This is a genomic window from Bifidobacterium sp. MSK.17.10 (assembly GCF_019129655.1).
GTDB lineage: Bacteria > Actinomycetota > Actinomycetes > Actinomycetales > Bifidobacteriaceae > Bifidobacterium > Bifidobacterium adolescentis.
In genome coordinates, this window is record NZ_JAHOJD010000003.1 from 70803 (window position 1) to 96508 (window position 25706).

The 25706-nt window shown below is 61.6% G+C and carries 19 protein-coding genes and 2 tRNA genes; 11 read left to right on the forward strand and 10 right to left on the reverse strand.

The window, feature by feature from the left end; genetic code table 11:
• Position 1 precedes the first annotated feature (1 nt).
• Positions 2-517, reverse strand: coding sequence for an FHA domain-containing protein (locus tag KSX58_RS03110; RefSeq protein ID WP_003807267.1), 516 nt, complete (start codon positions 515-517; stop codon positions 2-4).
• A gap of 28 nt (positions 518-545) precedes the next feature.
• Entirely contained in the window at positions 546-1253 is a 708-nt protein-coding gene (locus KSX58_RS03115; RefSeq protein ID WP_003807269.1) for a DUF3662 and FHA domain-containing protein, read from the reverse strand.
• Positions 1254-1402: 149 nt separating this feature from the next.
• Here KSX58_RS03115 and KSX58_RS03120 point away from each other — a divergent pair, with 149 nt between their 5' ends.
• On the forward strand, positions 1403-3919 hold the full coding sequence (locus KSX58_RS03120; protein WP_217735769.1) for a prolyl oligopeptidase family serine peptidase: 2517 nt from the start codon (positions 1403-1405) through the stop codon (positions 3917-3919).
• Positions 3920-4145: 226 nt separating this feature from the next.
• On the opposite strand, the gene KSX58_RS03125 is transcribed toward KSX58_RS03120, so the two are convergent.
• From KSX58_RS03125 to KSX58_RS03135, 3 genes are read right to left on the reverse strand one after another with little or no spacing between them, the layout of a single operon-like run.
• A complete protein-coding gene (locus tag KSX58_RS03125; RefSeq protein WP_223895326.1) occupies positions 4146-5375 on the reverse strand; it encodes a sensor histidine kinase in 1230 nt (409 codons plus the stop codon).
• A 49-nt stretch (positions 5376-5424) separates the two neighbouring features.
• Entirely contained in the window at positions 5425-6090 is a 666-nt protein-coding gene (locus tag KSX58_RS03130) for a response regulator (protein WP_151904113.1), read from the reverse strand.
• Between the two features lie 8 nt (positions 6091-6098).
• Positions 6099-6269 carry a hypothetical protein gene (locus KSX58_RS03135; RefSeq protein WP_172761224.1) on the reverse strand — a complete coding sequence of 57 codons (171 nt, stop codon included), beginning with the start codon at positions 6267-6269 and terminating at the stop codon, positions 6099-6101.
• Between the two features lie 110 nt (positions 6270-6379).
• Between KSX58_RS03135 and KSX58_RS03140 the strand changes: the two genes are divergently transcribed.
• Positions 6380-7444 (forward strand): alpha/beta fold hydrolase, encoded by a 1065-nt coding sequence (locus KSX58_RS03140; RefSeq protein WP_055309222.1) that lies wholly within the window; start codon positions 6380-6382, stop codon positions 7442-7444.
• A gap of 127 nt (positions 7445-7571) precedes the next feature.
• Entirely contained in the window at positions 7572-8420 is an 849-nt protein-coding gene (locus KSX58_RS03145) for a DMT family transporter (protein ID WP_223895359.1), read from the forward strand.
• A gap of 143 nt (positions 8421-8563) precedes the next feature.
• Here the strand turns inward: KSX58_RS03145 and KSX58_RS03150 are convergent, their stop codons facing one another.
• The 3 genes from KSX58_RS03150 to tgt form a co-directional block, all read right to left on the reverse strand.
• Positions 8564-9025, reverse strand: a complete 462-nt coding sequence (locus KSX58_RS03150) for an Hsp20/alpha crystallin family protein (RefSeq protein WP_195537248.1) — start codon at positions 9023-9025, stop codon at positions 8564-8566.
• A 571-nt stretch (positions 9026-9596) separates the two neighbouring features.
• Positions 9597-9679: transfer RNA gene (locus KSX58_RS03155), tRNA-Leu, on the reverse strand.
• A 209-nt stretch (positions 9680-9888) separates the two neighbouring features.
• Positions 9889-11304: a tRNA guanosine(34) transglycosylase Tgt gene (gene tgt / locus KSX58_RS03160; protein WP_199801671.1), complete on the reverse strand. Its 1416-nt coding sequence runs from the start codon at positions 11302-11304 to the stop codon at positions 9889-9891.
• Between the two features lie 213 nt (positions 11305-11517).
• Between tgt and KSX58_RS03165 the strand changes: the two genes are divergently transcribed.
• Both KSX58_RS03165 and KSX58_RS03170 read left to right on the forward strand, forming a co-directional pair.
• Positions 11518-13437 (forward strand): S1C family serine protease, encoded by a 1920-nt coding sequence (locus tag KSX58_RS03165; protein ID WP_217735770.1) that lies wholly within the window; start codon positions 11518-11520, stop codon positions 13435-13437.
• 355 nt (positions 13438-13792) lie between these two features.
• Positions 13793-16102, forward strand: a complete 2310-nt coding sequence (locus KSX58_RS03170) for a heavy metal translocating P-type ATPase (protein WP_217735771.1) — start codon at positions 13793-13795, stop codon at positions 16100-16102.
• 54 nt (positions 16103-16156) lie between these two features.
• Here KSX58_RS03170 and KSX58_RS03175 read toward each other — a convergent pair whose 3' ends face one another.
• On the reverse strand, positions 16157-17167 hold the full coding sequence (locus KSX58_RS03175; protein WP_217735772.1) for an asparaginase: 1011 nt from the start codon (positions 17165-17167) through the stop codon (positions 16157-16159).
• A 183-nt stretch (positions 17168-17350) separates the two neighbouring features.
• On the opposite strand from KSX58_RS03175, the gene KSX58_RS03180 reads away from it, so the two are divergent.
• The 6 genes from KSX58_RS03180 to yddG all read left to right on the forward strand — a co-directional run bounded on the left by KSX58_RS03180 (position 17351) and on the right by yddG (position 23085).
• On the forward strand, positions 17351-18802 hold the full coding sequence (locus tag KSX58_RS03180; protein ID WP_055054883.1) for an FAD-dependent oxidoreductase: 1452 nt from the start codon (positions 17351-17353) through the stop codon (positions 18800-18802).
• Positions 18803-19145: 343 nt separating this feature from the next.
• On the forward strand, positions 19146-20201 hold the full coding sequence (locus KSX58_RS03185; RefSeq protein ID WP_055309204.1) for a serine hydrolase: 1056 nt from the start codon (positions 19146-19148) through the stop codon (positions 20199-20201).
• Positions 20202-20353: 152 nt separating this feature from the next.
• Positions 20354-21454, forward strand: coding sequence for a zinc metalloprotease HtpX (gene htpX, locus KSX58_RS03190; protein ID WP_055309203.1), 1101 nt, complete (start codon positions 20354-20356; stop codon positions 21452-21454).
• A gap of 103 nt (positions 21455-21557) precedes the next feature.
• Positions 21558-21631: transfer RNA gene (locus tag KSX58_RS03195), tRNA-Gly, on the forward strand.
• Between the two features lie 120 nt (positions 21632-21751).
• Positions 21752-22084 carry a hypothetical protein gene (locus KSX58_RS03200; protein ID WP_003807308.1) on the forward strand — a complete coding sequence of 111 codons (333 nt, stop codon included), beginning with the start codon at positions 21752-21754 and terminating at the stop codon, positions 22082-22084.
• Complete coding sequence (gene yddG, locus KSX58_RS03205; protein ID WP_237976387.1) at positions 22081-23085, forward strand: aromatic amino acid DMT transporter YddG; 1005 nt, start codon at positions 22081-22083, stop codon at positions 23083-23085. Before KSX58_RS03200 ends, yddG begins: the two co-directional genes overlap by 4 nt.
• A gap of 303 nt (positions 23086-23388) precedes the next feature.
• Here the strand turns inward: yddG and KSX58_RS03210 are convergent, their stop codons facing one another.
• Positions 23389-25704, reverse strand: coding sequence for a YhgE/Pip domain-containing protein (locus tag KSX58_RS03210; protein WP_237976404.1), 2316 nt, complete (start codon positions 25702-25704; stop codon positions 23389-23391).
• Positions 25705-25706 lie beyond the last annotated feature (2 nt).

The following is a 25706-nucleotide window of genomic DNA, read 5'->3' on the forward strand; positions in this document are numbered from 1 at the left end:
GTCACCTCAATTCGAAGGTGGTCGCACCGATGCGCACAGGCACGCGCGCGCCAAGAATCATCGGCGCGTTCAGACGCTGATGATTGACGACGGTGCCGTTGGTGGATCCCAGATCCTCGATGGCCCAACGGCCGGTGGCGGGATCGGTGTAGACGCGCGCATGGTGGGAGGAAACGAATTCATCATCCAGCACCACGGTGTTCGAAGCGGAACGGCCAAGTGTGATGGTGTTGCCGGCCAGAGGGACGGAACTGCCGGCAAGGGGGCCATCGATAATGACCAGCAGAGTTGGTTTGGCATTGGTTGCGGCGCTTGCCGAAGGGGCTGCGGCGGCTACGGGCGCAGGCGATTCGACGGCCTTGCGCGCGGCGCGCTCCTTACGACGATGAGCCCGCGACTTGCGCGGGCTGAGCGTTTCGATATCCCTGTACAGCGAACGTACCGTACAGGCCACGAAGATCCAAAGCAGTACGAGAAACCCGTACTTGAGGATCGCAAACGTTAATTCAGTGAGCATAAAAGGCGGCTCTCCGGGTTGGGGCTGATTACTCCTGCTCCTGCGAGGAGGCCCAGTACAGGATGCGGGTTCGGCCGATGGTGATCGTGTTGCCGTCGAGCAGCGTTGCCGCCTCAACATGATGGCCTTCGACGTACATGCCGTTGGTGGAGTTCAGGTCGCGGGCGATGACGGTGTTGCCGTTGTCGGTGACGTCGATCTCCATGTGACGACGGGAGATGCCGGGGTCGTCGATGACGATGTCGCAATCGGAACCGCGGCCGATGATGGTCTTTTCCTCGGTGAGCAGATACTGGTGCTCGCCGATCTCCAGCATCGGGCAATCCTCGGTCTGCGCGTCGGTCGTGACCGGCACGGTGTTGCCCTGCACGGATTCGCTGGAAAGCCGGTAATCGCCCTTGGAAAGTTCAAGATCCTCTTCGAAGATCACCACGACCGGGCCGACGAACGCGTAGTTCTGGCTCTTCGCATACTGGGTGAGGTTGTCGGCAAGTTCATTGGCGAGCGTTTCGGCGCCCCACTCGACGATGTTGTTGAAATCCGGAGTGCTGAGCTTGAAACGGTACTCGTTCGGGGCTACGGTGCGATCGCGCGTGACGGGCATGGCTTCTTTGTCGATCTCGCGTTCCAGAGCGCTGGAAAGGTCGACGGGCTTCAGGTCTTTAGACCCGAACTTCGCGAAAACCCCGTTGACGGCGCCTTCCACGCTCTTCTCAAATCGGTCGAGAACACTCATACTTGTCCCTTTCTGTCCTTGACTATCCTACGCTGTAGCCTGCCGAGCGCCAATTCGAAGGCTACTTACTTGCAAAAATTTCATGTGAAGGGGGTTGTGTCCGGGGTATTGGCGGCGAGTGGTGCGTGACGGTCGGTAGATTGGAAGGTATGAATGATGCGATTGATGAGTTTCCTGGGCTGAAGGCCCGTACCTTGCGATTCACCTGCGGCGCGCCACGTTCCGCCCGCGCGATCGGCGACGGTTCGCGTGCGCTGTTCCTGCGTTCGGACGGTCCGGAGGACACCGTCACCTCCCTGTGGATGAGCGTGATCGGCAGCGATGGCGATACCGACGAGATTCTGCTTGCCGATCCGCGTACGCTGCTGGCTGACGCCGACGCCGAGGATGTGCCGGCTGAGGAAAAGGCGCGCCGCGAACGTGCGCGTGAAGGTGGTTCCGGCATCGTCGGCTATTCGGTCGATGCGGCCGGCAACCGCGTGACGTTCACCATCAACGGCCAGCTGTTCCTGACGGATATCGCGGCCGGCGTGACGCGCGGCATCGCCATCGACGAACCGGAATTCAAGCCGGTGCTGAACCCGCGCATCAGCCCCGACGGACGACACATCATGTATACGACCGGCACGTATTTGGTGGACGTCGATCTTGCGGACGTGTCGGACACGACGGACGCAGGCGAAGACGCGGGCGATGCGGTGTCCATCGTCGCGTCCGTTCCGCAAGACGACGCTGACGACGTTGCCGATACGCAGGACGGCACGAAAGATGACGCGCAAAGCGACGCGGCCGAATCGCAAGCAGGCGAATGGAAAATCGGTCTCGCCGAATTCGCCGCAGGTGAGGAAATGGACCGTTACGACGGCTTCTGGTGGTCGCCCGATTCCAAGTATGTGCTCTTCGAAACCTTCGACGCATCCCACGAGCAGACCTGGTACATCGCCGACCCGGCCGATCCGACGAAACCCGCGCAGGGACGCCGCTATCCGCAGGCAATGACGGCCAACGCCGACGTGCATCTGACGCTGCTGGAACTCGGCTACGATACGGACGGCTGCTACTACGGCGGCATCGCACACAACGTGGAATGGGACCGCGAATCGTACGAATACCTGGCCGCCGTCAGCTGGACCGAAGGCCACGAGCCGCTGCTACTTGTGCAGGACCGGCTTCAGCAGCACGACCAGGTGCTCGCCGTCCACGTGGGCGAGCCTATCGTGACCATGAGCGCGCCGGAAAACGGCTTCACCGACGAGGACGGCAGCGAAGTGGAGACCTTCTCCATCGCCATCCCCGAATACGCGCCCGGCGAAGAACCCGGCACCACGCGCGTGCTTGAGGAACATAGCAACGACTGCTGGCTCGACCTGATCGCCGGCACCCCCGCATACACGCCTGACGGCCGTCTCGTGTGCGCGATGAACGACATGGACGCCGACACGAACCGTCTGACCGTGGACGGCACGCCATTCACACCCAAGGGCCTGCAGGTGCGCGAAGTGCTCGACGTGACCGACAACGACGTGCTGTGCGTGGTGCAGCGCACGCCGGAACTGCTGCCGGCCGCCGATCTGCCGTTCCTGTGGCAGTCCAACGCGGACGATCACGACGCCCGCAGCTTCGACGTGGTCTCGATCCGTTACGACGGCGACTGGGAGCCGCTCACCTGCACGCCCGGCCAATGGACGATGTCCCGTTCCGGCGACGGTTGCGTGGTGACCGGGCGCGGCATGGACGACGCGCGGTCGCAGATGCAGCATTGCATGAACGTGCGCACGACGGAAGGCGACGTTGCGGACGGTGTTGCGGACGGCGCGGAAATGATGTCGATGGTGGTCTCGCCAATCGAAAACCACTCTGAAATCCCCGGTTTCACACCGAACGTGCGATTCACCCGACTCGGCGAACGTGGCCTGTACGCGGCTGTCATCCTGCCGTCGGCCGACAGCGCATACGCGCATGCCGACCAGTTGCCGGTCCTCATGAAGCCTTACGGCGGCCCCGGTTTCCAGCAGGTCGTGGAAAGCCAGTCGTTCTACTGGGACGCGCAGTGGTGGGCCGACCAAGGCTACATCGTGGTCACCGCCGACGGTCGCGGCACCACCGGCCGCGGACCGAAGTGGGATCGCGCGATCTACGAAAACATGAAAGCCGTGACGCTTGAGGACCAGGTCGACGCCGTGTACGCGCTGCCCGACGCGCTTGCCTCGATCGCCACCAAAACCGGCGTTGCCGTGCCGAAACCCGACCTCGGCCGCGTGGCGATGATCGGCTGGTCCTACGGCGGCTTCCTGTCCGCGCTCGCCGTGCTGGACGCGCCCGACACGTTCGCCGCGGCCTGTGCGGGCGCTCCGCCGACCGACTGGACGCTGTACGACACGCATTACACTGAGCGGTATCTGGGACTCGATCCGACCACATACGAGCGCAACAGCATCATCGCGGACGCGCCGAAGCTCAGCCGTCCGCTCATGCTCATCCACGGTTTCGCCGACGACAACGTGACGATCGCCAACAGTCTGCGCTTGAGCCAGGCGTTGATGGCCGCGGGACGCAAGCACACGTTCCTGCCGCTCAACGGCATCACGCACATGACCAACGACGAGACGGTGGCGCGCAACCTGCTGCTTCTGCAGCGCGACTTCCTCGCCGACGCGCTGGTCTGACGGTGTTCCGGCGGAACTGACGTTCCGATACAACCGAAGAAAAAAAAGAACGCGTCCCCCTGCGATTCGACGGACTGCCAAGTATCCGTCGTGTCACAGGGAGACGCATATCCCTTCTCATTAGGGAAGATAGGACGGTGACGGGCACCTCTGCAAGTAAGGGTGTACCACATCTGTGTAGCACCCTTTGAAGTACCCTTTCGTTTCTCGCGACCGTCGGAGCCAGTCACGATTCGGGGTGTCCGGCAAGGGGTGGCAGGGTTTCGGGCACCGGAATCGGCAGATAGGCGAACAGCGTCCATTCGCCGTCGCGCAGCGTTGTCTCGAGTTTGCCGCCATGCGATTCGAGCTGTTTGCTGAAATACGCGAGGCCGTGGCCTCCCGGCTGCGTGCGATCCGTTTCGGTGGTCCTCGCCTGGTTGATCTGCGTGATTTCGACGGCGTTCGGCTTGAGTATCACCGACAGGTCGGCTTTGCTGCCGGACTGGGCATGACGCGCGATGTTGGCGTAGGTCTCGCGAAGCAGATCATTGGCGATTCCGGCCAGGCTCGGGGAGGCGCTTGGCGCACCGCCCGCCACATGGAGGATCGAGGTGATGTCGAAGCCGAGCGCGCGTAGACGCCGGTCGCCGTCGGCCATCGTGGCTTTGAGCAGGTCGGAGAAGGCCTTGCCGTCCGCATCCTCCTCAAGGACGGTGACGTCCATATCCAGTTCGTCGATGACGCGATGCACGTTGGTCAGGGCGGACAGGATGTAATCGTTGACCTGCGTCCATTTGTCGAGCTCATCGCGTCTTTCGTCCGCGTTCTTGCCGTCGTCACCATCCGTCGAGGCGCTGCCATCGCCATCGTCTCCGCCGGACAATGCATCGATGCGACGTTGCGCGACGAAAGCCGCGGCGGACAGATCTCCCGTCACGGCGTCGTGTATGGCTTCCGCGATGTGGTTGCGGCTTTCCATCTCCCGTAATCGCGTCTTCGCCTGCTCCGCCTCCGCGCGGCTGGCGGTCATGGTCGCGTTCCATCGCAAACCGCATCCGAGCATCAGTACCAGGCTGACCATGGCGATGATGGCCACGGGATTGCTGTTGCTCGTGCCGAGGACCAGTTGACGGAACAGCTGGTCGCCTATGGAATAAGCGAGCAGCAGCAGCGCCACAAGGTTGTTGGTTTCGTAGGCGAGCATGCCGAACGTGTAGAGGATTCCCGGCAGCGAATTGACGTCGGCTCCGGGTATGAGCCAAGGTCCCGACTGGCTCATGATCAGAAACAGCAGCGACATCGATTTCGGAAAGAACGGTGACAGCAGCAGCACCGCGATTTCGATGATGGTCCAGACGATCGCCGCGGGATTGTCGGTCGGGGCGAGCAGCAGGCAGAACAGGATCCACCATACGGTGATGACCACGATGGTTATGCGGATCGGATGCCAGAGTTTCGGATGGTCGGCACGCATATGGTTGTGCCAGGAGCGGAAGGCGCTTACGGGTCTGGGTTTTGTGGGTTCAGCGTGCATGCGATCTCACCCACAATGCCACTGCCTGGCGTGCCGTCTTGCAGTTCAGCTTCTTGAGAATGCCCTGCATATGCTTGCGCACGGTGCTTTCGGAGATGTCCAGTTGTTCGGCGATCTCCCTGTCCAGCATGCCGTCGGCGCACAGGGAGATGATTTGCTCCTCGCGCACGGTGAGCCGCGGTGAGGTCTCCTCCTCGCGTCTGATGCGCACGTTGGCCAGGGCGGGAGGTTCGAATCCCTCCATAACGTTGCCTCCACAGAGCCGCTCGATGGCCTTCGCCAGCTGATCGGAATCCTCCTTGCCGATCAGTCCCTGCGCTCCGGCTTCCATCAGCCTGCTACGGTAGCTGTTGATGGAGAAGCTGGTGATGCCCAGAATCGGCAAATGCCTGTCCATGAGACGGATCCGATGGCAGATGGCCGGCCCCTGCAAGCCCTCCATGGACATGTCCAATACAAGCAGGTTGAGATTGTCGTCGTTCCTCTGGCAACGTTCGATCGCTTCGTCGCCGGAAGTGGCCGTCCACACCACGTAGGCCGTGGGGACCTTCGCTTCGATGAGAAGGCTCAGCGATTCCAACGCGCGCGGATCGTTGTCGACCAGCGCTACACGGTGGATTTTTGGTATGGGAGCTGCGGATTTCGTGGGATTCATCGCATGGCTCACTTTCCACACAGCCAGTAAAGCGGCGGCGGGCAGTCGATGATGGCGGATGCGGTTCCTCTCGCCGCGTCGGCGAAGATGGCAGCCTTCCCGTTGGAAGGGGTCATCGTTCCGGCTGGCTGCATGGTGCAGAGCATGACGAATGCCACACACAATGACATGATTTTCATACCGACATTGTACGGGGGAGCGCGTCCACGAGTGGGGAGGCGCGTTCGATCCGTGGAGCCGAAGCGTGGGGCTCTGAAGGCTGTTCATGTGGGATTCGTATGATGAAAGCATGACTCTTAGGCTGCTCGACGAGACGAATTACGACGCCGAAATGGAAAGCAAGGTGCTGCCCGCGCTGGACGCCTGCATGACGGAAGGATGGATGGATCCAGCCACCGTTGACTGGAACGGCGACGCGCTGCCCAAACTGGACGAACCCGGCCGGTTGCACTATTGCTGTTACGACGCGGCCAAATTCGATGCGCTGCGTGAGGACGGCGCTTCGGGCATCTTCCGTGGCGTGGTGGTCATCTCGCATGGATTCACCGAATTCGCGCGAAAATACAGCGAGATGGCATGGTACTTCCTGCTGTCCGGCTATTCCGTATGCATCCTCGAACACCGCGGGCACGGCCATTCCGCACACGACGTGAGCAATCCCAGCCTGGTGTGGATCGACGATTGGCGTCGGTACGTGGCCGATTTCGCAGCCTTCGCCGACACTGTGGGCCGCGAATACGCGTGCGGCGAGCCACTGAACCTGTACTGCCATTCGATGGGCGGCGGCATCGGCGCGGCCGTGATGGAACACTATCCGAGCCTGTTCGACAAGGCCGTGCTGTCCGCACCCATGATCGCCCCCGTCGTCGGCATGCCGACATGGATCGCACGCATCGCTACAGGCGCGTTGTGCGGCTTGGGATTCGGCAAAGCGCGCGTATTCGGTCACACCGATTTTTCCCCCGAACTCGATCTCGACGAGCATAAGGGCGCGTCCGAGGCGCGCGTTCGCTGGTTCCACAAGCAGCGCGTCGACGACGTGGCATGCCAGACCAACGCGGCCACCTTCGAATGGGCGCATCAGGCGATGGCATTGTCTCGAGCCGTACTCAAACCGGACATGTGCGGTGCGATCGAAACTCCGACGCTGCTGTTCCAAGCGGGCCGTGACGTCTGGGTCCTGAACGGTCCGCAGGACGATTTCGTGGAACGCGTGCGCGAAGGCGGCGGATCAATCGAAAAAATACGGTACGGCAAGTCGTTGCACGAGATCTTCTCCATGCCGAACACGGTGGTCGGACCGTATGTGAACAAGATTCTCGATTTCCTCAGCGCGCCCGCGGACAGTCTGTGAGCGGCTGCCACTGCAAGACACATGCGGCGTGTACGGTGTGCGATGAGCGAACAGTGAAGGGGAAGGAGCCGCAGTGGCGGAAAAAACGTTCGAACGCACGCCGAAGGACCTGATTATCGGCATCGCAATGACCCTGTGCGGCGGCGTGCTGTGGGGCGTCAACGCCACCGTCTCCAAAATCCTCATGGGCACGTATCATGCCTCGCCGCTGTGGATCGCATGCGTGCGCGAACTGGCAGCCGGCGTGCTTTTCCTCACCTGCTCGGCCATCATGACGCCGAAACTGCTTACCGGCGCGCTACGCGATCGCAAATCATATCCGCGGCTGCTGGCCACCGCCATCATATGCGTGCTGCTGGTGCAGGTCGCCTACCTCGAATCGATCAACTGGACCAACTCCGGCACCGCGACCGTGCTGCAAAGCCTGAACCTGCTGTTCGTCTTGGGGGTCGTATGCCTGCGCGGGCGGCGACTGCCCGGCGTACGGGAAGGCATCGGCGTGGCGCTCGCCTTCGCGGGAACCGTGCTGATTGCGACCGGCGGCGACTTCACCACGCTGAAACTGCCGTTGGTCGGCCTGATTTGGGGCGCTATCAACGCGGCGTCCACGGCGGCCATGGTGTTTCTTCCGGTCAAGCTCATCGAACGTTGGGGCAACTTCACCGTCAATGGCATCGCGTTCCTGATTTCCGGGCTTGTGCTGCTGCCGTTCGTGCGGCCGTGGGATACGGCGCCGCAGTTGGATTGGCTGGGTGTGGGGCTGATGGCGTTCACCGTGATCGGCGGCACATTCGGCGCGTTCTGGCTGTACATGGCCGGCGTGGTGCGCGTCGGTTCGATGCGTGCCACCATGCTCGGCACCAGCGAACCGGTGATGGCCACGATTTCCGCGGTGGCATGGACGGACGCGGTGTTCGAACCGACCGATTTGGTTGGATTCGTGATGATTCTCATCATGGTGTTTTTGGTGCGTTAAATGCCGTGACGGGCGTTGCTTTTCGGGCGGCGGCGTGCGGACAAACAAAAAAGCCGGACACCCACTTACGGGCGTCCGGCTTCGCTTTGCTTAGCGATTACCGTGACTTACGACGTGCGAATATGACGTACGGCAGCTGGAAATCAGCCTTCAATCGCAATATGATGCTTGGTCTCAACCTGCTGCTGCGCTTCGGGCTTCGGCATTTCCAGGCACAGGGTGCCGTCCTTGTAGCTGGCGTGAATGTCGGAATCCTTCACGTCCTCGCCAACGTAGAAGCTACGAGAGCAAGAGCCGGCGTAGCGTTCGCGACGCAGCCAGCGGCCGTTGTCGTCCTTGTCCTCGTGCGAGCTGTTGCGATGCGCGGAAACGGTCAGATAGCCGTTCTGCAGGTCCAGCGAAATGTCGTCCTTCTTGAAGCCAGGCATGTCGATGTCGACCATGTAGCCCTTGTCGGTCTCACGCACATCGGTGCTCATCATGCCTGCGGACATGTTCGGATCGCATGCGGCTGCGCGGTCCATGTTGCGCCAACCCTCGAAGAACGGATCGTCGAACAGATCGGAGAACATCGTGTCATTCATCAAAGCCGGAAACATTGCCATAATCGGTACTCCTTAAGCAAATGCGCGTTCTGTGCGCGGAGTAATGCGGCTTGGCAGCCGGCCGTGCGATTATCGCTGCGGCGTCACCATCCAGCGAGACCGGCGACCGGGTTCGTTGCCGCATCCGGAACCCTCCCGGGCTCCTGACCTTGACCTTTCACTTCACCCAACTCTTCCGTGTCCTGCTCATTCCGCGATTATGCTCACAGTGAAATACCGGGAAATGCTTGCGATTGCGTGCGCGGAAAAGTCGTACGGCGAATTTCGTTTTTCTTCAGAATCGGACGCATGGGATTGGTCTGCAATGCGTTACGTATCTGTTTTTCCAACCGGTCACGTGAAGTGTGGTTTTGGGTGGCTATGTGTTCGATTCTGCCGAATTGGTTATTCGGATTGTGTTTTCTGGAATCGGACATTTGTGGTGCTGGTTTTGGGTTTGGATGTCCGTTTGTCTGTTTCTGCTGAGATAGCTGGGCTTTCGGCGCATTTTTAGTACTTTTTTGTCACATTTCATACGTTTTGGATAAAGCAAAAGGGCTGGAATCGTTGGATTCCAGCCCTTTTCGGCCCGTGCGAGCGGGGGGAGTTGAACCCCCACGAGCATACACTCACTGCCACCTGAAGACAGCGCGTCTACCATTCCGCCACGCTCGCAGACAATCGACTAATTTACACCTTTACTATCTGTGGCACAAATCGGCGTGTCGCACCGCCGTATTCGCAAAGCGAATGCACAAAGCGGTGCGACGCGAGGAGGGAGGAGGCCCTGTGGACCTCCAGACGATGGAGCCATCCTTTGTTCAAAAAGCCGCGTTTGCGTAGCAAATGCTCAAGCCCCGCGACTTCCATCCAGCTCCTCTGGCTCAGCCCTTCGAACCGTTCTCGTAGAACTTGGCGAGTGTCTCGTCGCGGAATTCGTTGAAATAGCCGCCGTCGATCGATGCTCGGATATCGTCGAGCAGCTTCACGAAGAAGTGCTCGTTGTGGATCGTCGCCAGCGTGAAACCGTTGAATTCGCGGGCGCGCAACGCATGGTCCACGTATGCGCGCGAATAGTGCGTGCAGGTGTAGCAGTCGCAGTCCTCCTCAAGCGGACCGAAATCGTGCTTGAACTGTGCGCGCTTGATGTTGTAGCGGCCGTGGCGCGTGAAGATCGCACCATTGCGGCCGCAACGCGCGGGGGCCACGCAGTCGAAGGTGTCGCCGCCGTTCTCCACGCAGGCGAAGATGTCGTCCACCGCGGCGATGCCGAGCACATGGCGCGGACGGCTTTCCGGCATCGCGTCACAGATCCAGGCGCAGGTGTCGCCGATGATGCGCTTCTCGATCGCGCCGCCGATGCCGACGCCGTCGAAATCGAGCGAAGCGATCTGTTCGGCGGCATGCCTGCGCAGATCCTCGTAATTCGCGCCCTGCACTACGCCGTAGAGCGCCTGATACGGCTTGCCGAGACGTTCCTCGGTAAGCCGCTTGTGCTCGGCCACGCAACGTTGCGCCCAGCGGTAGGTGCGTTCCACGGAACGTTCCTGGTAGCCGCGGGTGTTCATCAGCGTGGTCAGCTCGTCGAAAGCGAACATGATGTCGGCGCCGATCTTGTGCTGGATGCCCATGGAGATTTCGGCGGAGAACCGGTGCAGCGAGCCGTTGAGCGGCGACTTGAACGTCACACCGTCCTCGTCCACGAACGCGAGCCGCTCCTTGCCTTCCGCGATCACGTCGTCCGATTTCATGCCGGTGACGTCCATGGCGAGCGTCTTCTTGAAGCCCGCGCCGAGTGACAGCACCTGGAATCCGCCGGAATCGGTGAACGTCGGACCGTTCCAGTTCATGAATTTGGCGAGTCCGCCGGCTTCGTCGAGCACCTGTTCTCCGGGTCGTTCATACAGGTGGAACGCGTTGGACAGCAGGCATTGCGCGCCAAGATCCTTCATGGTTTCGGGCAGCACGGCCTTCATCGCGGCCTGCGTGGCCACCGGCACGAACGCCGGGGTGTGGATGTCGCCGTGGGGGGTGTGGATGATGCCGGTGCGTCCGTATCGCGCGCCGCCGCGGCCCTTGCCATCGGCCGCATCTGGCAGGCGGGTTTTCTGCTCGAAGTAGAACGCGTCGCGGCGGCCGGGCTTGCCGGGTTCCGCGCCGCGGGGATGCTCAATAAGGTTTTCGGTCGATGCCGCGCTGGTCGTGTTGCCTGCTGCGTCGTGCGTTGCGCGGGCTGCCGCGTTGGCCGCTGAGGTCTCGTGCGCCACCGCGCCGGTCTGTGGTTCGTTCAAGCTTGTCATGCTCTCAACTGTATGCGATAGCGCCGATTGCCGCGGTGGCGCCATCGGCGGTCGACGGTGGCATCGTATGGAGCAAACTGCCAAGCGATTCGATTGCTACTTTCAACAAACATTCAGGAAACTTCCAGAGCAGGTATCTTTACTCTTAGATAGCAGTTCGAGCGGCACGATTGCTGATCATGTTGAATGCCGCGAGACGAATAAGGAGCAACAATGGCTGAAGATAATAGCGATCAGAACATCGCCCAGCCGCAGGATGGCACGCAGCAGACCGCGCCGCAGACGCCGAGCGAGAACGTCGCCGACGAAGCACAGACTTCCGTTACCGAACCGATTGCAGCGCCGAACGCGGGCGAGCAGCCCACCACCGCCCTTCCTACCGTGGACGCGGCGGATGGCACGGCAGGCAATACCGCTGACGATACGCCGGATTATGCTTCCGCTGCCGGTGAACGCACGGTGATCAACAACGCGACGCAGGATGCGCCGACCGAACAGTACCGTCCGGCGCCCGAATACGGCGCGTACGGTCCGGTGCCGACGCCGCCGGCTGGCGATGCCAGCGGCCAGACCGCCCAGCAACCGCAGTACGGCGCGCAGCAGCAGGGCCAGCCGCAGGACAACTGTCCGTCGTTCTTCGGCGCTTTCGGCAACCCGTATACGACCGGCAATCAGCGGAACAATGGCAATCCGTTCGGCAATCCGTTTGGCGGCTCGTCCGCGCAGAACGGCGCGCAGCAGAACAATCAGCAGCAGCCGCAGTACGGCGCGAACATGCCCCCTGCGGGACCGGGCAACCGCAATCCGTTCGGCGCTCCGGGGCAGGGCTTCCCGAACCAGCCGAACCAGACGCCGGTCGTCACCAAGCAGAAGTCCGGCATGACCAGCCATGTGGTCACCGCCGTTGTGGCCGCACTGGTGTCCGGCGCGCTGTGCCTCGGCGTCGGCTTCACCGCGATCACCAACGGTTGGGTGCATGTGCCGACCTCCAGCTCGCTGTCCGACGTCAAGTCCAACACGTCCGGTTCCGGTTCCGCCAAGGCGAAGTCCGGTCAGGCGGTCGATTGGAGCGCGGTGGCCAAGGAAGTGTCCGATTCCGTGGTGGCCATCGACGTGGCGACCGGCGACGGCGAAGCCAAGGGCTCCGGCGTGGTGATCAGCGACAAGGGCTATATCGCCACCAATAACCACGTGATTTCCGGCGCGCAGCAGATCCAGGTGACGCTTGCCAACGGCGCTATGTATTCCGCGCAGGTGGTCGGCACCGATACCACCACCGATTTGGCTGTGCTCAAGCTTGACAATCCGCCGAGCGATTTGAAGGTTGCTGAATTCGCCGATTCTGACGATTTGGCCGTGGGCGAGTCCGTCATGGCGATCGGCAATCCGCTCGGCTACGACGACACCGCCACCACCGGCATCGTGTCCGCGCTCAACCGCCCGGTGACCGTGACCGATGACGACAACAACGCCATCGTCACCAACGCCGTGCAGATCGACGCGGCCATCAACCCGGGCAACTCCGGCGGCCCGACCTTTAATGCGGCCGGCCAGGTGATCGGCATCAACTCGTCCATCGCCTCCACCGCAAGCTCGTCCGGCACGGCAGGTTCCATCGGCATCGGCTTCGCCATTCCGTCGAACCTCGTCAAGCGCGTGACCAACGAGATCATCGACAACGGTTCCGTGAAGCATGTGGTGCTTGGCATCACCATCAAGAGCTCCTCGGTGGAAGCGGACGGTGTGACCCGCGGCTGCGCCCAGGTGCAGGCCGTGACCGACGGTGGCCCGGCGTCCAAGGCCGGCGTGAAGGCCGGCGACTCCATCGTGGCGTTCAACGGAAAGGCAGTGAACAACAACTACTCGCTGCTCGGTTACGTGCGCGCCTCCGCCATGGGAGACAAGGTGAAGCTGACCGTTGTGCGCGGCGGCAACACCATGGATCTCGAAGTGACGCTCGACCAGGAAGAGACCAAGACGAACTCCTCCAACAAGCAGGAACAGCGTCAGCAGAACAACGGCAACGACGATAACGGCAACGGCCAGAATGGCGGCAGCCAGAACGGCCAGAATGGCGGTAACGGCAACAACGGCGACGGCGGTGGCCTGTTCGATCCGTTCGGTCTGTGGTAAAGCCGGATGCGCGGCATCGTACGGCAACGTACGGTGTGCGGCGTTCATGCCGACAGCGATACGGGTGGCTGCCACCCGATAGGCTGACGGCGAAGTCGCAACCGCAATCCGCGTAATCGCGGAAAACGCTGAACAAGCCGAAAAACGGCGGAAAACAAGGGCTGTGCGAGCAATCGCACGGCCCTTTTCGTATGCGCGGAACGCGCGCGACGAACGGAAGCACACGCAAACGACCGCGGCAATCGCAATGCTCTGTTATGCTGGAAATATCTTTTTACGCCGTGTATCGATGGTCCGCGCAGGCGGGGCGCCGATGGGTTAACAAGGCGTCCGATACGAGCGTAAGGAGATTCTCATGCGTAGAATCATTTCCATTTGCAAAGAAGTTCCGCTGCTGCCGATCGCCATCATTGCCGCGGTTCCGTTGGCATTGCTGGGTTCGTGGCGTCCGTGGGAGGCTGCGGGCGTCTCGCTGACTTTCGGACCGTTCAATCCGGGTGTCGGGCAGTGGATCGTGATCGCGCTGGTCGTGTACACGATTGTGGTGACTGTGATCGGCATGATTGACGATTTGCGGCACGGTCACGTCGGTGTGGATTTGCTTGCGGTTATTGCGATCGCGTCGACGGTGGCGGTGCAGGAATACTGGGCTGCGTGGGCCGTGGTGCTGATGATTTCCTCCGGCGAGGCGATTGAGGAATTCGCACAGTCGAAGGCGGAAGGCAACCTGACGGCGCTGGTTGATGCGGCGCCGCGGACCGCGCACGTGGTGACGTTGCCGGGCGTGGGTGCACGTGCGGCGGCTGCCGGGGCCGACGGTACTGCCGGTGATGCTGAGGGCGACATGACGGCGGACGGCTTTCGCAAGGTCGCCAGTGTGGATGTGCCTAACGCTGCGGAAACGAATAAGTCCACCACCCAAACCAAGCCTTACGACGCGGCCGGCGAGCATTTCGAAACCGTTCCGGTCGACCAGGTCAAGCTTGGCGACGTGATCCTCGTGCTGCCGGGCGAAACGGTGCCGGTCGACGGCGAACTGCTGTCGGGCGTCGCCACGTTGGATCTGAGCAATATCAACGGCGAGCCGGTGCCGCGCGAAGTGTATGCGGGCGCGCGCGTGCTGTCGGGTGCGGTCAACGGATCGACCGCACTGACGATGCGTGCCACGCAATTGGCGCAGGATTCGCAGTATCAGAAGATCCTCGAACTGGTGTCGTCGGCGCAGCAATCGCGCCCGACCGTCGTCAAAACCGCCGATGTGCTGGCGGTGCCGTTCACCATTCTTTCGCTGGCGATCGCCGGCATCGCGTGGGCCGTCGCAGGCACGCCATTGCGATTCGCGCAGGTGCTGGTTTTGGCCACGCCCTGCCCGCTGCTGATCGCCGCGCCCGTCGCGTACGTGGCCGGCACCGGTCGCCTTGCCAAGGCGGGCATTCTTATCAAAGCGCAGGATGTGCTGGAAAACCTGGGCCGCGTATCGCATATCTTTTTCGACAAAACCGGCACGCTTACCGTCAAGCAGCCGCAGGTCGTGCGCGTCGAGAAGCCGTTCGAAAACAGCTCGCCGTACGACGAGAACCACATTCTGATGATGGCCGGCGTGGTGGAAGGCTACTCGGTGCACATTCTGTCGAAGGGCATCGCGGCGGCCGGGCAGAAGGCCATGCAGGAACTGTACGCGCGCTATGAGAACGGGCAGCGGCTGTGCGCCGAACGCGATCTGCCGGGGCATGGACGCGATTACCCCGTGGTGAAGAACATCGAGGAACAGTCGGGCAAGGGTGTGTCCGGCGAGGTGAACGGGCATGCCGTGCGCGTGGGTCGTTTCGCGTACGTGACGGCCGACGAGGCCGGCTTCACGCATGTGCTGGGCGCAGGGGTGGCGGCCGGTACTGCGGCTGGTGCTGTGGCCGATAGCGCGGTTGGCGATTCGGCGACCGGTACCGCTGCCGGCGCTTCCAAGAAGCCGGAGGTGAATTCGCTGTTCGCACCTCTCGAACCGGACGAAATGGCCGCGTACGTGGCGATCGACGGCAAGCTCGCCGCACGCATCGTGCTGCGTGACGTGCCTCGCGAAAACGCGAAATCGTCCCTTGAAAAACTGCACCGGCTCGGCGTGAAGAAACTGTCCATGCTCACCGGCGACAAGGAGGCTTCCGCACGCATCATCGCGGGCGAGGTCGGCATCGACGACGTGCAATCCGAACTCTTCCCCGAAGGCAAGGTCGCGGCCGTCAAGAACGCCACGGAAGACGCGCACCAAAACCAGCCGGCGTGGGACAAGGTCGTACAGCGCGTGGTCGGCGAATCCATGACCCGACAGGTGACGATGATGGTCGGCGACGGCGTGAACGACGCCCCCGTGCTGGCGGTTGCGGACATCGGCATGGCCATGACCGACGGCACGTCCACCGCCGCGTCCGAATCGGCGCAGGTGGTCATCATGAACGACGACATCGCCTCCGTGCCGCGCGCCATCGCCATCGCCCGCCGCACGAAGAAAGTGATGCTGCAGGCGGTGCTGGTCGGCCTTGGATTGGCGATTATCGGCATGGTCGCGGCCGCGTTCAACCTCATTCCGGTGGTCGTCGGCGCGTTCATGCAGGAAGCGATCGACGTGGTCAGCATCCTGTGGGCGCTCACCGCCCTGCTCGACCGCGAGTAGCGCCGGTTGCGGCGACGAGCCGTGCGGAACTAGGCTGAACCGCGTTGCGCCGTGCTACATCGAGCTGGGCGAGATTTCGCCAGCGATGTTCCGGCGCATCCACGTGCCGAAATCGGCCGCGTCCACGCCCTGCGACAGCAGGAACATGATCTTCGCGTATGCGGCTTCCAGCGTCATGTCGCCCGATCCGATCGCGCCGGCGCGGGCAATCGCGTCGCCCGTCTCGTAATGGCCGAGCAGCACTTCCGCCTGCTGGCATTGCGATGCGATGACGACAGGCACGCCGTCATGCAGCACGTCGGCGATCACGTCGGTCAGTCCTGGCTCGTCGCTCGGCACATTGCCAACGCCGTACGCGCGCAACAGCACCGCTTCCGGACGAGGGTCGAGCATCGCGGCCAATCGCGCGGCGGAAATGCCGGGAGCCATGTCGATCACGGCCACATCGTGACGGGAGTAGGGCAGCGGCGACGCCCAACCGCAACTGGAGCCGGCCGAATCACCCGCATACCAATGCCACGGCGTGCCGGTACGTGCCAGCGGGCCGGTGGACGGCGCCGAAAACCCTTCGAACGCCCAGCTTGACGATTTGCTCACACGGTTGCCGGCGAACAGATGATGGCCGAAGAACAGGCCGACGCCATGAAAACGTCCGCTCATCGCGGCGTTCAGCGCACCCGTGACGTTCGCGGTGGCGTCCGATTCGATTTTGCCGAGCGGATGCTGCGACCCCGTGAAAATCACAGGCTTGCCGAAACCGGTCAGCGCGTAAGACAGCGCGGCGCTCGAATAGCTCATCGTATCGGTGCCGTGCATCACCACGAATGCGTCGGCGTCATCGCGGTGCGCGCGCAGGTCGTCCGCCATCGTCTGCCAATTGTCGGGCGTCGCGTTCGACGAATCGATCAGCGGGTCCAGCTCGGTGAACGAGAACAAGCTCGGGTCCAGATGCGCGTCCTCAATCAGCCGGCGCAGCCAGCCGCGCATATCGGCGCCCGGAACCAGACCGTTCGGTGACTCGACCATACCGATGGTGCCGCCGGTATACGTGATGTGAATGCGCATATGCCCACCCTCTTACGATAAGGACCTTCTTTAGTGAGGGACCGATTGTGATCTTCTGCGATTGTACGTTCTCCTGCGCCGGCACATGGGCCGGGCTGCGCGTTGCGAGGCAAGTAAGGGAATCGCAAGAAAGTGCCGTATGCCCCCTGTTGGAAATGCAGGGAATATATTAGGCTGGAACATATGAGCGAAACCAACGAACTTCGTATTGCTGTAATCGGCGCCGGCCCCGCAGGCGTCTACTCTTCCGATATTTTCCTGCGCCAGCTGGGCAAGCTCGGCGAAGAGCTGGGACTGGGCACCAAGGCCCGCATCGACCTGTTCGAAAAGCTGCCGGTGCCGTTCGGCCTGGTGCGCTACGGCGTGGCCCCCGACCACCCTTCCATCAAATTCATCGCATCCGCTCTCGAGAAGACGCTCGACAACCCAGACATCCACCTGTACTGCGACGTGGAATTCGGCAAGGACGTGACGCTTGACGAGCTGCTGGAACGTTACGACGCGGTGCTGTTCGCTACTGGCGCGGTGGAGGACAAGCCGCTCGGCCTGCCGGGATCGGATCTGGACGGCGTGTACGGCGCCGCGAAATTCGTGGAATGGTATGACGGCTATCCGACCGGCGCCCGCGAATGGCCGCTCGATGCCGAAGAGGTCGCCGTGATCGGCGGCGGCAACGTGGCCATGGACGTGGCGCGCGAGCTCATGCGCAACGCCGACGATCTCAAGGCCAAAACCGACATTCCGGACAACGTGTACGAGGGCATCAAGGCCAACAAGGCCAAGACCCTGCACCTGTTCATCCGCCGTGGCGTGGCCCAGGCCAAGTTCTCCGTGCAGGAGCTGCGCGAAATGGAGAAGCTGCCGGGCGTGCAGCTGATCATCAACGAAGACGACTTCGATCTGGACGACGACACTATCGAGGAGGCCGGCAAGGACAAGCTGACCCGTCAGATGGTCGAGGAGCTGTTCACCATCCGCGAGATGGCCGAGGACATGGAAGACGACGGCGACACCGATTTCGAAGGCAACCCGGCGGATCGCAAGTACTACATCCACTTCAATTCCGCTCCGGTCGAAGTGCTGGGCGAGGACGGCAAGGTCAAGGCGATTCGCGTGGAGAAGACGACGACTTCCGCGGACGGCAAGATGACTCGCACCGGCGAATTCGAAGAGTACCCGGTGCAGGCCGTGTACCATGCGATCGGCTACAAGCCGGCCACCGCGCCGGGCATCGCGTACGACGAGCGTCGCGCGCACCTGGCCAACGCGAACGGCGACGGCCGCATCACCACGGAGGCCTCCGGCGAGGGCGCGCAGGTGCGTGAGCGTCTGTACGCCACCGGTTGGGCCAAGCGTGGTCCGGTCGGCCTGATCGGATCCACCAAGTCCGACGCGCTGCTCATCGTCACCAACATGCTGGAGGACCTGTCCAAGGCCGCCGAAGGCGGTCGCGTGGCCGCTGACCGCGATCCGGAATCCATCGACCGTCTGCTGGCTTCCCGCGGTGTCAAGCCGATCGACTTCGCCGGCTGGAAGAAGGTCGATGCGTTCGAACGTGCCGAAGGCGCGAAGGAAGGCCGCGAGCACAAGAAGGTCATCGACCCGGAGCAGATGCGCGCGCTGGCGCATGCCTGAATCGGGCCGGCTGGAATTAGGGTGGGAGTGCTGACTTCCTGACACCCTAACTCCAAGCCTTTTAACGCAATCTAGTAACGCCCTGCACGTCCGATTCCTCTGAATCGGACGTGCAGGGCGTTAGTTTTTGCCGCTTTAGTGGTCGATTTTCGGCGGACTGGTCGCGTAGCGTGCGTTTTCGATCGCACAACCGCCCGTTTCTCCAGAATCGGACGTACGCGGTCGTTTTGACCTATTACCCCCGAAGTTCGGGTCCATGCGCTAGGCTGACCCCAGTGAAACGCGGTGCGCAATATCATCGCAAACGGATGCGGGCATTGAAATCTAAGGTTGTGAAGTCGGCATGAACTTTGGAAAACACGTCAAGCGCAAGGCACTGTACTGCTGCTCCGTGTCCGTCGTGGGCCTGCTGATCGCCTGCCTGATCGGCTTCGCCATGGGCGTGGGTCTTGTCGATGTGCATCTCGAAGAGGAAGCCCACGCAGCGGCGTCCTCGGGAACGTCTTCGGAAACGTCCTCCACGTCGGGCGCGCTTAAGAAAAACAGCGCGCCGCAATCGCAGACACAAGCCGTCTCGTCGCCGACGCAGGTCGCGCTGGACGGCATTTCCGCAGTCGAGGGCAGCGCCACGATCACAACGCAGGGCTTCACGCTAAGCGCCGATTCGCAGGCCGCCGTGCAGTCTCAAATCGCCACTTTCGAAGCCGACGGATATACCGCATCATTCGTGCTCGCCGACATCACGACCGGCCGCACGATCGCATACAACGCCGATGCACAGATCTATTCGGCCTCGTCGGCGAAGGCGCCATACCTGATATCGCTGTTCTCAACGGGCACCGTCGACCTGAACAGCGTGGCCCAATCCGCTGACGCGCAGTCCGCCACCGTCCACCAGAAGGTCGACGCCGTCCTGCGCAATTCCGACAACGCGTCTTACGACTGGCTGTACAAAACGTATGGCCTCGACTGCTTCAACACGTGGGCCGAACAGGCGGGCGCGGCTTCCAGAATGGGTGATCGCGGCGGGTACCTGTTCACCTCCGCGCGCGACATGGCCAAACTGTGGACCGCCGGATACGGTTTCCTGTTCGCCGGGCAAACGGCGGGGGTGCAGAACATCACGCCCGAATCGCTGCAATGGCTGTCCGGAGACATGACGAATTCGCTGAACTCCTGCATCCACGCGGCCCTTGGCGATGCGGACACCGTGTACACGAAGGCCGGATGGATCAACGGCGAAGGCGATTTGTACGCGCTGAACGATGCCGGACTGGTGATGTCGCAGTCGGGCACGTACGTGCTGGCGGTGCTGACGAACGCGTGCGGCCGCAACGATTTGCTGACCAGCCTGATCGGCACGCTCGACGCAGTGCATTCGGGGGATATGCGAGGGTAATACGTTTCAAGTTGGGGTGACTCTCGCCGTGCCGCAGATAGGTCTATGGCCGATGCTGTAGCGTCGTTGCGTGGCATGTTTCTAGATGTTGCAAATCCACCCTTCAGCTTGTATACAGCAAAATCCCAGTCTGAATTCCTAGGCTGGTGGCCATGAACGGCAAATTGCAGGTGCACGGCCATTGCAATGGCTTGAAAACAACGCTTTTGTTCGCGTTGATGTGGGGCGTCATCATGCTCATCTGGTGGGCGACCGGCGCCAGTCAAAGCACGCTCGGCTACTACATTCTCATCGGCCTGGGCTCCACGTTCGTCTCCTACTGGTTTTCCGACAAACTGGCGATCGCCAGCATGCACGCTCGACAGGTGAGCGAGCAGGAAGCCCCCGTACTATACAAGATCGTCCGCGAGCTATCGGCGAAGGCAGGTAAGCCGATGCCGCGCATCTACATCGCCCCCACCATGAGCCCCAACGCGTTCGCGACGGGGCGCAACGAACGACACGCGGCGGTCTGCTGCACGCAAGGCATCCTACAGACGCTTAACGAACGTGAGATTCGCGGCGTGCTCGGACACGAACTCATGCACGTCTACAACCACGACATTCTGACGTCCGCAATCGCCTCCGCCATGGCCACCGTCATCTCGTACCTCGGCTACTCGCTCATGTATTTCGGCGGCGGCCGTTCGCGTGACGACCGCGACGATTCGGCGTCCGGCGGCTTGGGATTGCTGGGTGTGCTGCTGAGCACGATTCTGGCGCCGATCGCAGCGTCGCTGATACAGATGGCAATCTCCCGCACACGCGAATACGACGCCGACGAAGACGGTTCCAAGTTGACGGAGGATCCGGAAGCGCTCGCTTCCGCGTTGAGCAAGATTTCCGGCGGCGCAGCCGCGATGCCGATGGAGAAGACCGCCGGCACGCAGTCGGTGGCTGCGATGATGATCGCCAGTCCGTTCTCCGCGGAGGGCTTCTCCAAGCTGTTTTCTACGCACCCGCCGACCTCGGATCGCATTGCGCGGCTGATGCAGATGGGGCAGGAGATGCGTCAGCAGGGCGTGCAGTCCGGATATTTGGCCGGTGGCTATGCCACGAGCGGCGTTGCGGCGGCGGATATTCGGCAAGGCGGACGTTCTGCGATGGCTGGTGCCGGTGGGCCGCAATTTGGAACGCAGTATGGATTCGCGCATGATTCGGGCGGCTCGGCTGGCAGATATTCTCGCGACTATTCGCAGCGGCCGCGTGGTTGAGTCTCCGTGATATTGCGGAAAATTGGTATCGCATGTCGGTCTGTGTCCGCATACGCATCCGTTGCGTGCTAAACTGAAGTTTCGTGCCCAAAAGGCACACCTTGCGGATGTAGTTCATCGGTAGAACGAAAGCTTCCCAAGCTTTAAAGGCGGGTTCGACTCCCGTCATCCGCTCCACTCAAAACCCTTGGAATCGTTGGAATTTCAAGGGTTTTTCTATTGTCGTAAAAGACCCGTGAAGCCAACTTCGCGTCGCGCAACTGTCGGTTGCGTCGCAAAATTTGGTTGCGAATCGCAATGCAACCGCAAGATGGTGGCGTGGAACGCGACGTTTGTGACAAGCTGCTGATGCTTTGCGACATGTTCGGTGTGACGTTGGATGATTTGGTCATGGGCGACGTGTGCGCGTCGGCGGGCCGTGGAGGTGCGGGACGCGTGGGCTGTGTGGATGCGGGACGCATGGACTTGGCTGCCGATACGGCTGGTGTGGCAGCGTCGGATGGGGTGGTTGACTCTGCTGTTGGTGCGGTTCCGGGGGTAATCGGGTTCGCGGCATCGCAGGTTGCAGGAGTGTCCGATTCTGCAGAATCGGACACTCGTGGAGGGCGATGGGTAGGCTGGAGCCCGTGAACACGAACCAGAAGTCCCCCTCCGATTCCGGCGCAAACCACCCCACCGGCAACTCCTGCAATCCGCTACTCGGCCATGCCACATCACACGCGGCGACACTCATCGGCCTGTTCGCAATCGTCCTGTGGGGCTTCATGGCCGGCCTCGTGCGACTGGTCTCCGAATCGTTCGGCGCCACGCTCGGTTCGGCGCTCATCTACACCGTCGGTGGTGTCATGCTGTTCATTGTGCGCCGTCCGAAACCAATCCGCGAAGCGCCATGCAAGTACCTCATCGCAGGCGGACTCATGTTCATCGCATACGAGGCGTCAATCTCGCTGTCGATCGGCCTGGCCACAACGAACGCGCAATCCGTGGAAGTCAGCCTTGTCAACTACTTGTGGCCGACGCTGCTGGTGCTGATGACCGCAGCGGTATCGCACAAACGTGGTGCGGTCGCCAAAGCGATTCCTGGCGCGGTGATCGCAACCATCGGTGTGGCGATGGCGGTTGGCGGAGAAAGCCTTGATATGCAGGAAGCGGTCCACAATATCGCCAGTAACCCCCTACCGTATGTGCTCGCGTTTGTTGGCGCCTTTATTTGGGCGATTTATGCGACTTTTACGCCGTCGTTGTCCGGCGGTTACGACGGCACGACGATTTTCTTCTGCTGTGTGGCCGTTGTACTGTGGACCATCCATTTCGTTTCGGGAGACGGTTTGCCGGACACGGCGCCCGGCATCGGTGGATATGCTGCGCTGATTGCGTGCGCCGCTTCGATTTCGGGCGGCTACGCGTGCTGGGGATACGGCATGTTGCACGGCAGTATGGAAACGCTTGCGATTGGTTCGTACGCGACTCCGCTGTTTTCCACGGCTTCTAGCACGCTTCTGTTGGGCGTGGCGCTGGGCATGCCGTTCTGGATCGGTGTTGTGCTGGTGGTTGCCGGTTCTCTGATCAACGTGTGGTTTGCACGGTGCCCCTGGTTGTCCGTTTTTCCCGAATCGGACAACCTGGGGTGACCGGATGACGCGTGGGTGGCTGATTCGGGGGGATCGGACACTTGTTGGTGCGTGAGGAGGCGACATGTGGGGTAGTGGCGGCGCAGAGGAGCGCCGGGATGGCGCAGCGGTACGTAAGGGAAGTGACTGGGCAGGACAATGCCCTACGCCTCCACGCTAGCTTAGGTTTTTGCCGGCTGGTCGATGGTGACGAATTCGTGGCTTTGGGTTTTCAGGTCGTCGATGATGGCGGGCAGCGCGTTCACGTGTACCAGCCGAAACCGATCTAAACCGGCTCAAACCAGCCCGTTCAAATCCGCCTCGTCACATCACCTTGGTGGACTCCAGATTGCGGCTCACCCAGTTGTTCAACCGGATCACCGGCTTGCGCAACACCAATCCCAGCAGCAGCGAAGGAATCAGGAACAAGGCGAGATACACCATATCAAGCAGGTACTCATTGCCGTATGATCCGGCCATCGCGGCGTGCATGGCATCGATGGCGTGCGGGAATGGTAGGAACGGGTAGAGCATTTGGAAGAACTTCGGCAGCGTCTCGATAGGGAACGTACCGCCCGAACCGGCGACCTGCATCACCAGCAGCACCACGGCCACGGCCTTGCCGATATCGCCGAACGACACGGTCAGCGTATACACGATATTCGAGAACACGAGCGCGGCAAGCCACCCCACGGCAAGGAACTGCAGCGCATGATTCGCCTGCACGCCAAGGAAATACGTGTCACCCAGGCAAACCAGTGTGCCCTGCAGCAACGCGAGCAGTGCGAAGATCGCGTACCGTCCGAAATACTCGTGGTCGAGGCGCAGTCCCCAACGTGAGGCGTTCCCCGGGCCGGACGGGCCGGCGATGCGCGGCAGCGTGTCGCCCAAGCCCAGCACATGCGCCTTCTCGCGGTCCGAAATCGTCACTTTCAGCATGGCGCACAGGATGATCGCACCCACCCAGATTGACAGGATCGTATAGAACGGCGCCATGGCCGAACCGTAGTTCGCGATCGGGTACACCGAGACGCGATGCAGTGCGACGGGCGCGGAAATCAGCGTGGACAGTGTGGACGCGTTGGCGGTGGCCAGTGCACGTAGTTCGTCCGATTCGCCCGAATCGGCGTCGTTGTCACCGTCGCCACCATCGCTGTTGCCGTCACCGGCGTTTCCGCCCGTCTCCAGCTTCGTGATCAGCTCCTTCACCGTCGCTGCCGACGAGTCGAGTTTCTTCGCGATCGCGCCGAGCGTGGAACGGATGGACGTCACATTCGTCCCCACATCGCCCGTCACATCGTCCAGACCGTCGGCGGTGCCGCTCAGCTGGGTGATCATGCTGTCGGTTTGGGAGATCAGCGTGCTGACTGTGGAGGCGAGCGCGTCGATTTTCGGCTTGACGTTCGTGGCGTAATCGTCGCGCACATTGCTGATCGACTGCTTCGCGGAGGTGATGCGGTTCAGGATCTCCTTGCGGGAGCTTTCCGCGGCTGCGGTATCCTGCGTGACCTGCGTGGAAGCGTCTTTCAGCTGCTGCGCGAGCTTCTGCGAATCGCCTTTGGCGGCTTCCAGCAGCGTGATCTCCCGGTCGATGGCTTCCAGCAGCGCCTGTTTCGCGGAATCACTGTCCGGTAGTTGTTCCACCGATTCGCGCATGTGGTTGAGGCTTGTGATGTACGTGTCGTACAGCGATTCGCCGCTGGAGACTTGTTCGCTCAACGCTGTCAACTGGCTGGCTGCGGTGTCTGAGCCCTTGCCGATCGCGTCGAACGCCTTGTTTACCTTGGCAGCTACTTGGTCGAACGCGCCTGACACCTGGTCGAGCGCGGTGTTCACCGAGGAGGTGACGTTCGCACCTGCCGAAGTGAACGACGTGGCACCTGATTTGCCTTGTTTCAATGCGTTCTGGGCCTGTTTGCCCGCTTTGGTCGCCGAGGCGAGCAGTTTGCCCGTGGAATCCACGATGTCGTTCGCCGAGCCGAGCAGCTGCGAATACGACGTCACCTGCTGCGATGCGCCGCTCAGCGTATCCGCCATGGTCGTGAGATTGCCGTTGAGGTTGCGCATGTATTCGGCCATTTGCGGGCTTTGCGAATAGTGTAGGATGCTTGAGGCCAGGTCGAGTCCGACTTGCGCAATCGTTTTGGCGAAGGTTTTGTCGATCGTGTTGACCACGGTTGTCGCGCCCTGATCGGTGATATGCGGGGCGATCGGGTTGATTTTCTCGTTTAGATAGTACTTGAGCTGCGCGTGTTTGATGTCGGGGGAGAACAGCGTCATCATGTCGGCGCTGAAACCTTTCGGAATTACGATCGCCGCATAGTATTCGCCGGATTTCACCCCGTCAATTGCCTTGTCGCTTTTCACGAACTGCCAGTCCAGCTGGTCGTTGGCGTGCAGTGTGCTGATGATGGTTTCGCCCACGTTGACGCGCACCGGTATGAGATCCGACTTGTAACCCTTGTCGTTATTGGCCACGGCGACCTTCAATGCCTTGGTGTTGCCGTAGGGGTCCCAGCTGGCCGCGATGTTGAACCAGGCGTACAGCGCCGGCACCACCACCAGGCCCATCGAGACGATCACGGCGATCACGTTGCGGGTGGCATGGCACATGTCCCGCTTGAAGATGCCCCAGATCATTT

What these genes read in the sequence shown, in the direction of transcription:
- KSX58_RS03110 (WP_003807267.1), bottom strand. Translation starts at nt 517, where the DNA reads ATGCTCACTGAATTAACGTTTGCGATCCTCAAGTACGGGTTTCTCGTA.
- KSX58_RS03115 (WP_003807269.1), bottom strand. Translation starts at nt 1,253, where the DNA reads ATGAGTGTTCTCGACCGATTTGAGAAGAGCGTGGAAGGCGCCGTCAAC.
- KSX58_RS03120 (WP_217735769.1), top strand. Translation starts at nt 1,403, where the DNA reads ATGAATGATGCGATTGATGAGTTTCCTGGGCTGAAGGCCCGTACCTTG.
- KSX58_RS03125 (WP_223895326.1), bottom strand. Translation starts at nt 5,375, where the DNA reads ATGCGTGCCGACCATCCGAAACTCTGGCATCCGATCCGCATAACCATC.
- KSX58_RS03130 (WP_151904113.1), bottom strand. Translation starts at nt 6,090, where the DNA reads ATGAATCCCACGAAATCCGCAGCTCCCATACCAAAAATCCACCGTGTA.
- KSX58_RS03135 (WP_172761224.1), bottom strand. Translation starts at nt 6,269, where the DNA reads ATGAAAATCATGTCATTGTGTGTGGCATTCGTCATGCTCTGCACCATG.
- KSX58_RS03140 (WP_055309222.1), top strand. Translation starts at nt 6,380, where the DNA reads ATGACTCTTAGGCTGCTCGACGAGACGAATTACGACGCCGAAATGGAA.
- KSX58_RS03145 (WP_223895359.1), top strand. Translation starts at nt 7,572, where the DNA reads ATGACCCTGTGCGGCGGCGTGCTGTGGGGCGTCAACGCCACCGTCTCC.
- KSX58_RS03150 (WP_195537248.1), bottom strand. Translation starts at nt 9,025, where the DNA reads ATGGCAATGTTTCCGGCTTTGATGAATGACACGATGTTCTCCGATCTG.
- tgt (WP_199801671.1), bottom strand. Translation starts at nt 11,304, where the DNA reads ATGACAAGCTTGAACGAACCACAGACCGGCGCGGTGGCGCACGAGACC.
- KSX58_RS03165 (WP_217735770.1), top strand. Translation starts at nt 11,518, where the DNA reads ATGGCTGAAGATAATAGCGATCAGAACATCGCCCAGCCGCAGGATGGC.
- KSX58_RS03170 (WP_217735771.1), top strand. Translation starts at nt 13,793, where the DNA reads ATGCGTAGAATCATTTCCATTTGCAAAGAAGTTCCGCTGCTGCCGATC.
- KSX58_RS03175 (WP_217735772.1), bottom strand. Translation starts at nt 17,167, where the DNA reads ATGCGCATTCACATCACGTATACCGGCGGCACCATCGGTATGGTCGAG.
- KSX58_RS03180 (WP_055054883.1), top strand. Translation starts at nt 17,351, where the DNA reads ATGAGCGAAACCAACGAACTTCGTATTGCTGTAATCGGCGCCGGCCCC.
- KSX58_RS03185 (WP_055309204.1), top strand. Translation starts at nt 19,146, where the DNA reads ATGAACTTTGGAAAACACGTCAAGCGCAAGGCACTGTACTGCTGCTCC.
- htpX (WP_055309203.1), top strand. Translation starts at nt 20,354, where the DNA reads ATGAACGGCAAATTGCAGGTGCACGGCCATTGCAATGGCTTGAAAACA.
- KSX58_RS03200 (WP_003807308.1), top strand. Translation starts at nt 21,752, where the DNA reads ATGCAACCGCAAGATGGTGGCGTGGAACGCGACGTTTGTGACAAGCTG.
- KSX58_RS03210 (WP_237976404.1), bottom strand. Translation starts at nt 25,704, where the DNA reads ATGATCTGGGGCATCTTCAAGCGGGACATGTGCCATGCCACCCGCAAC.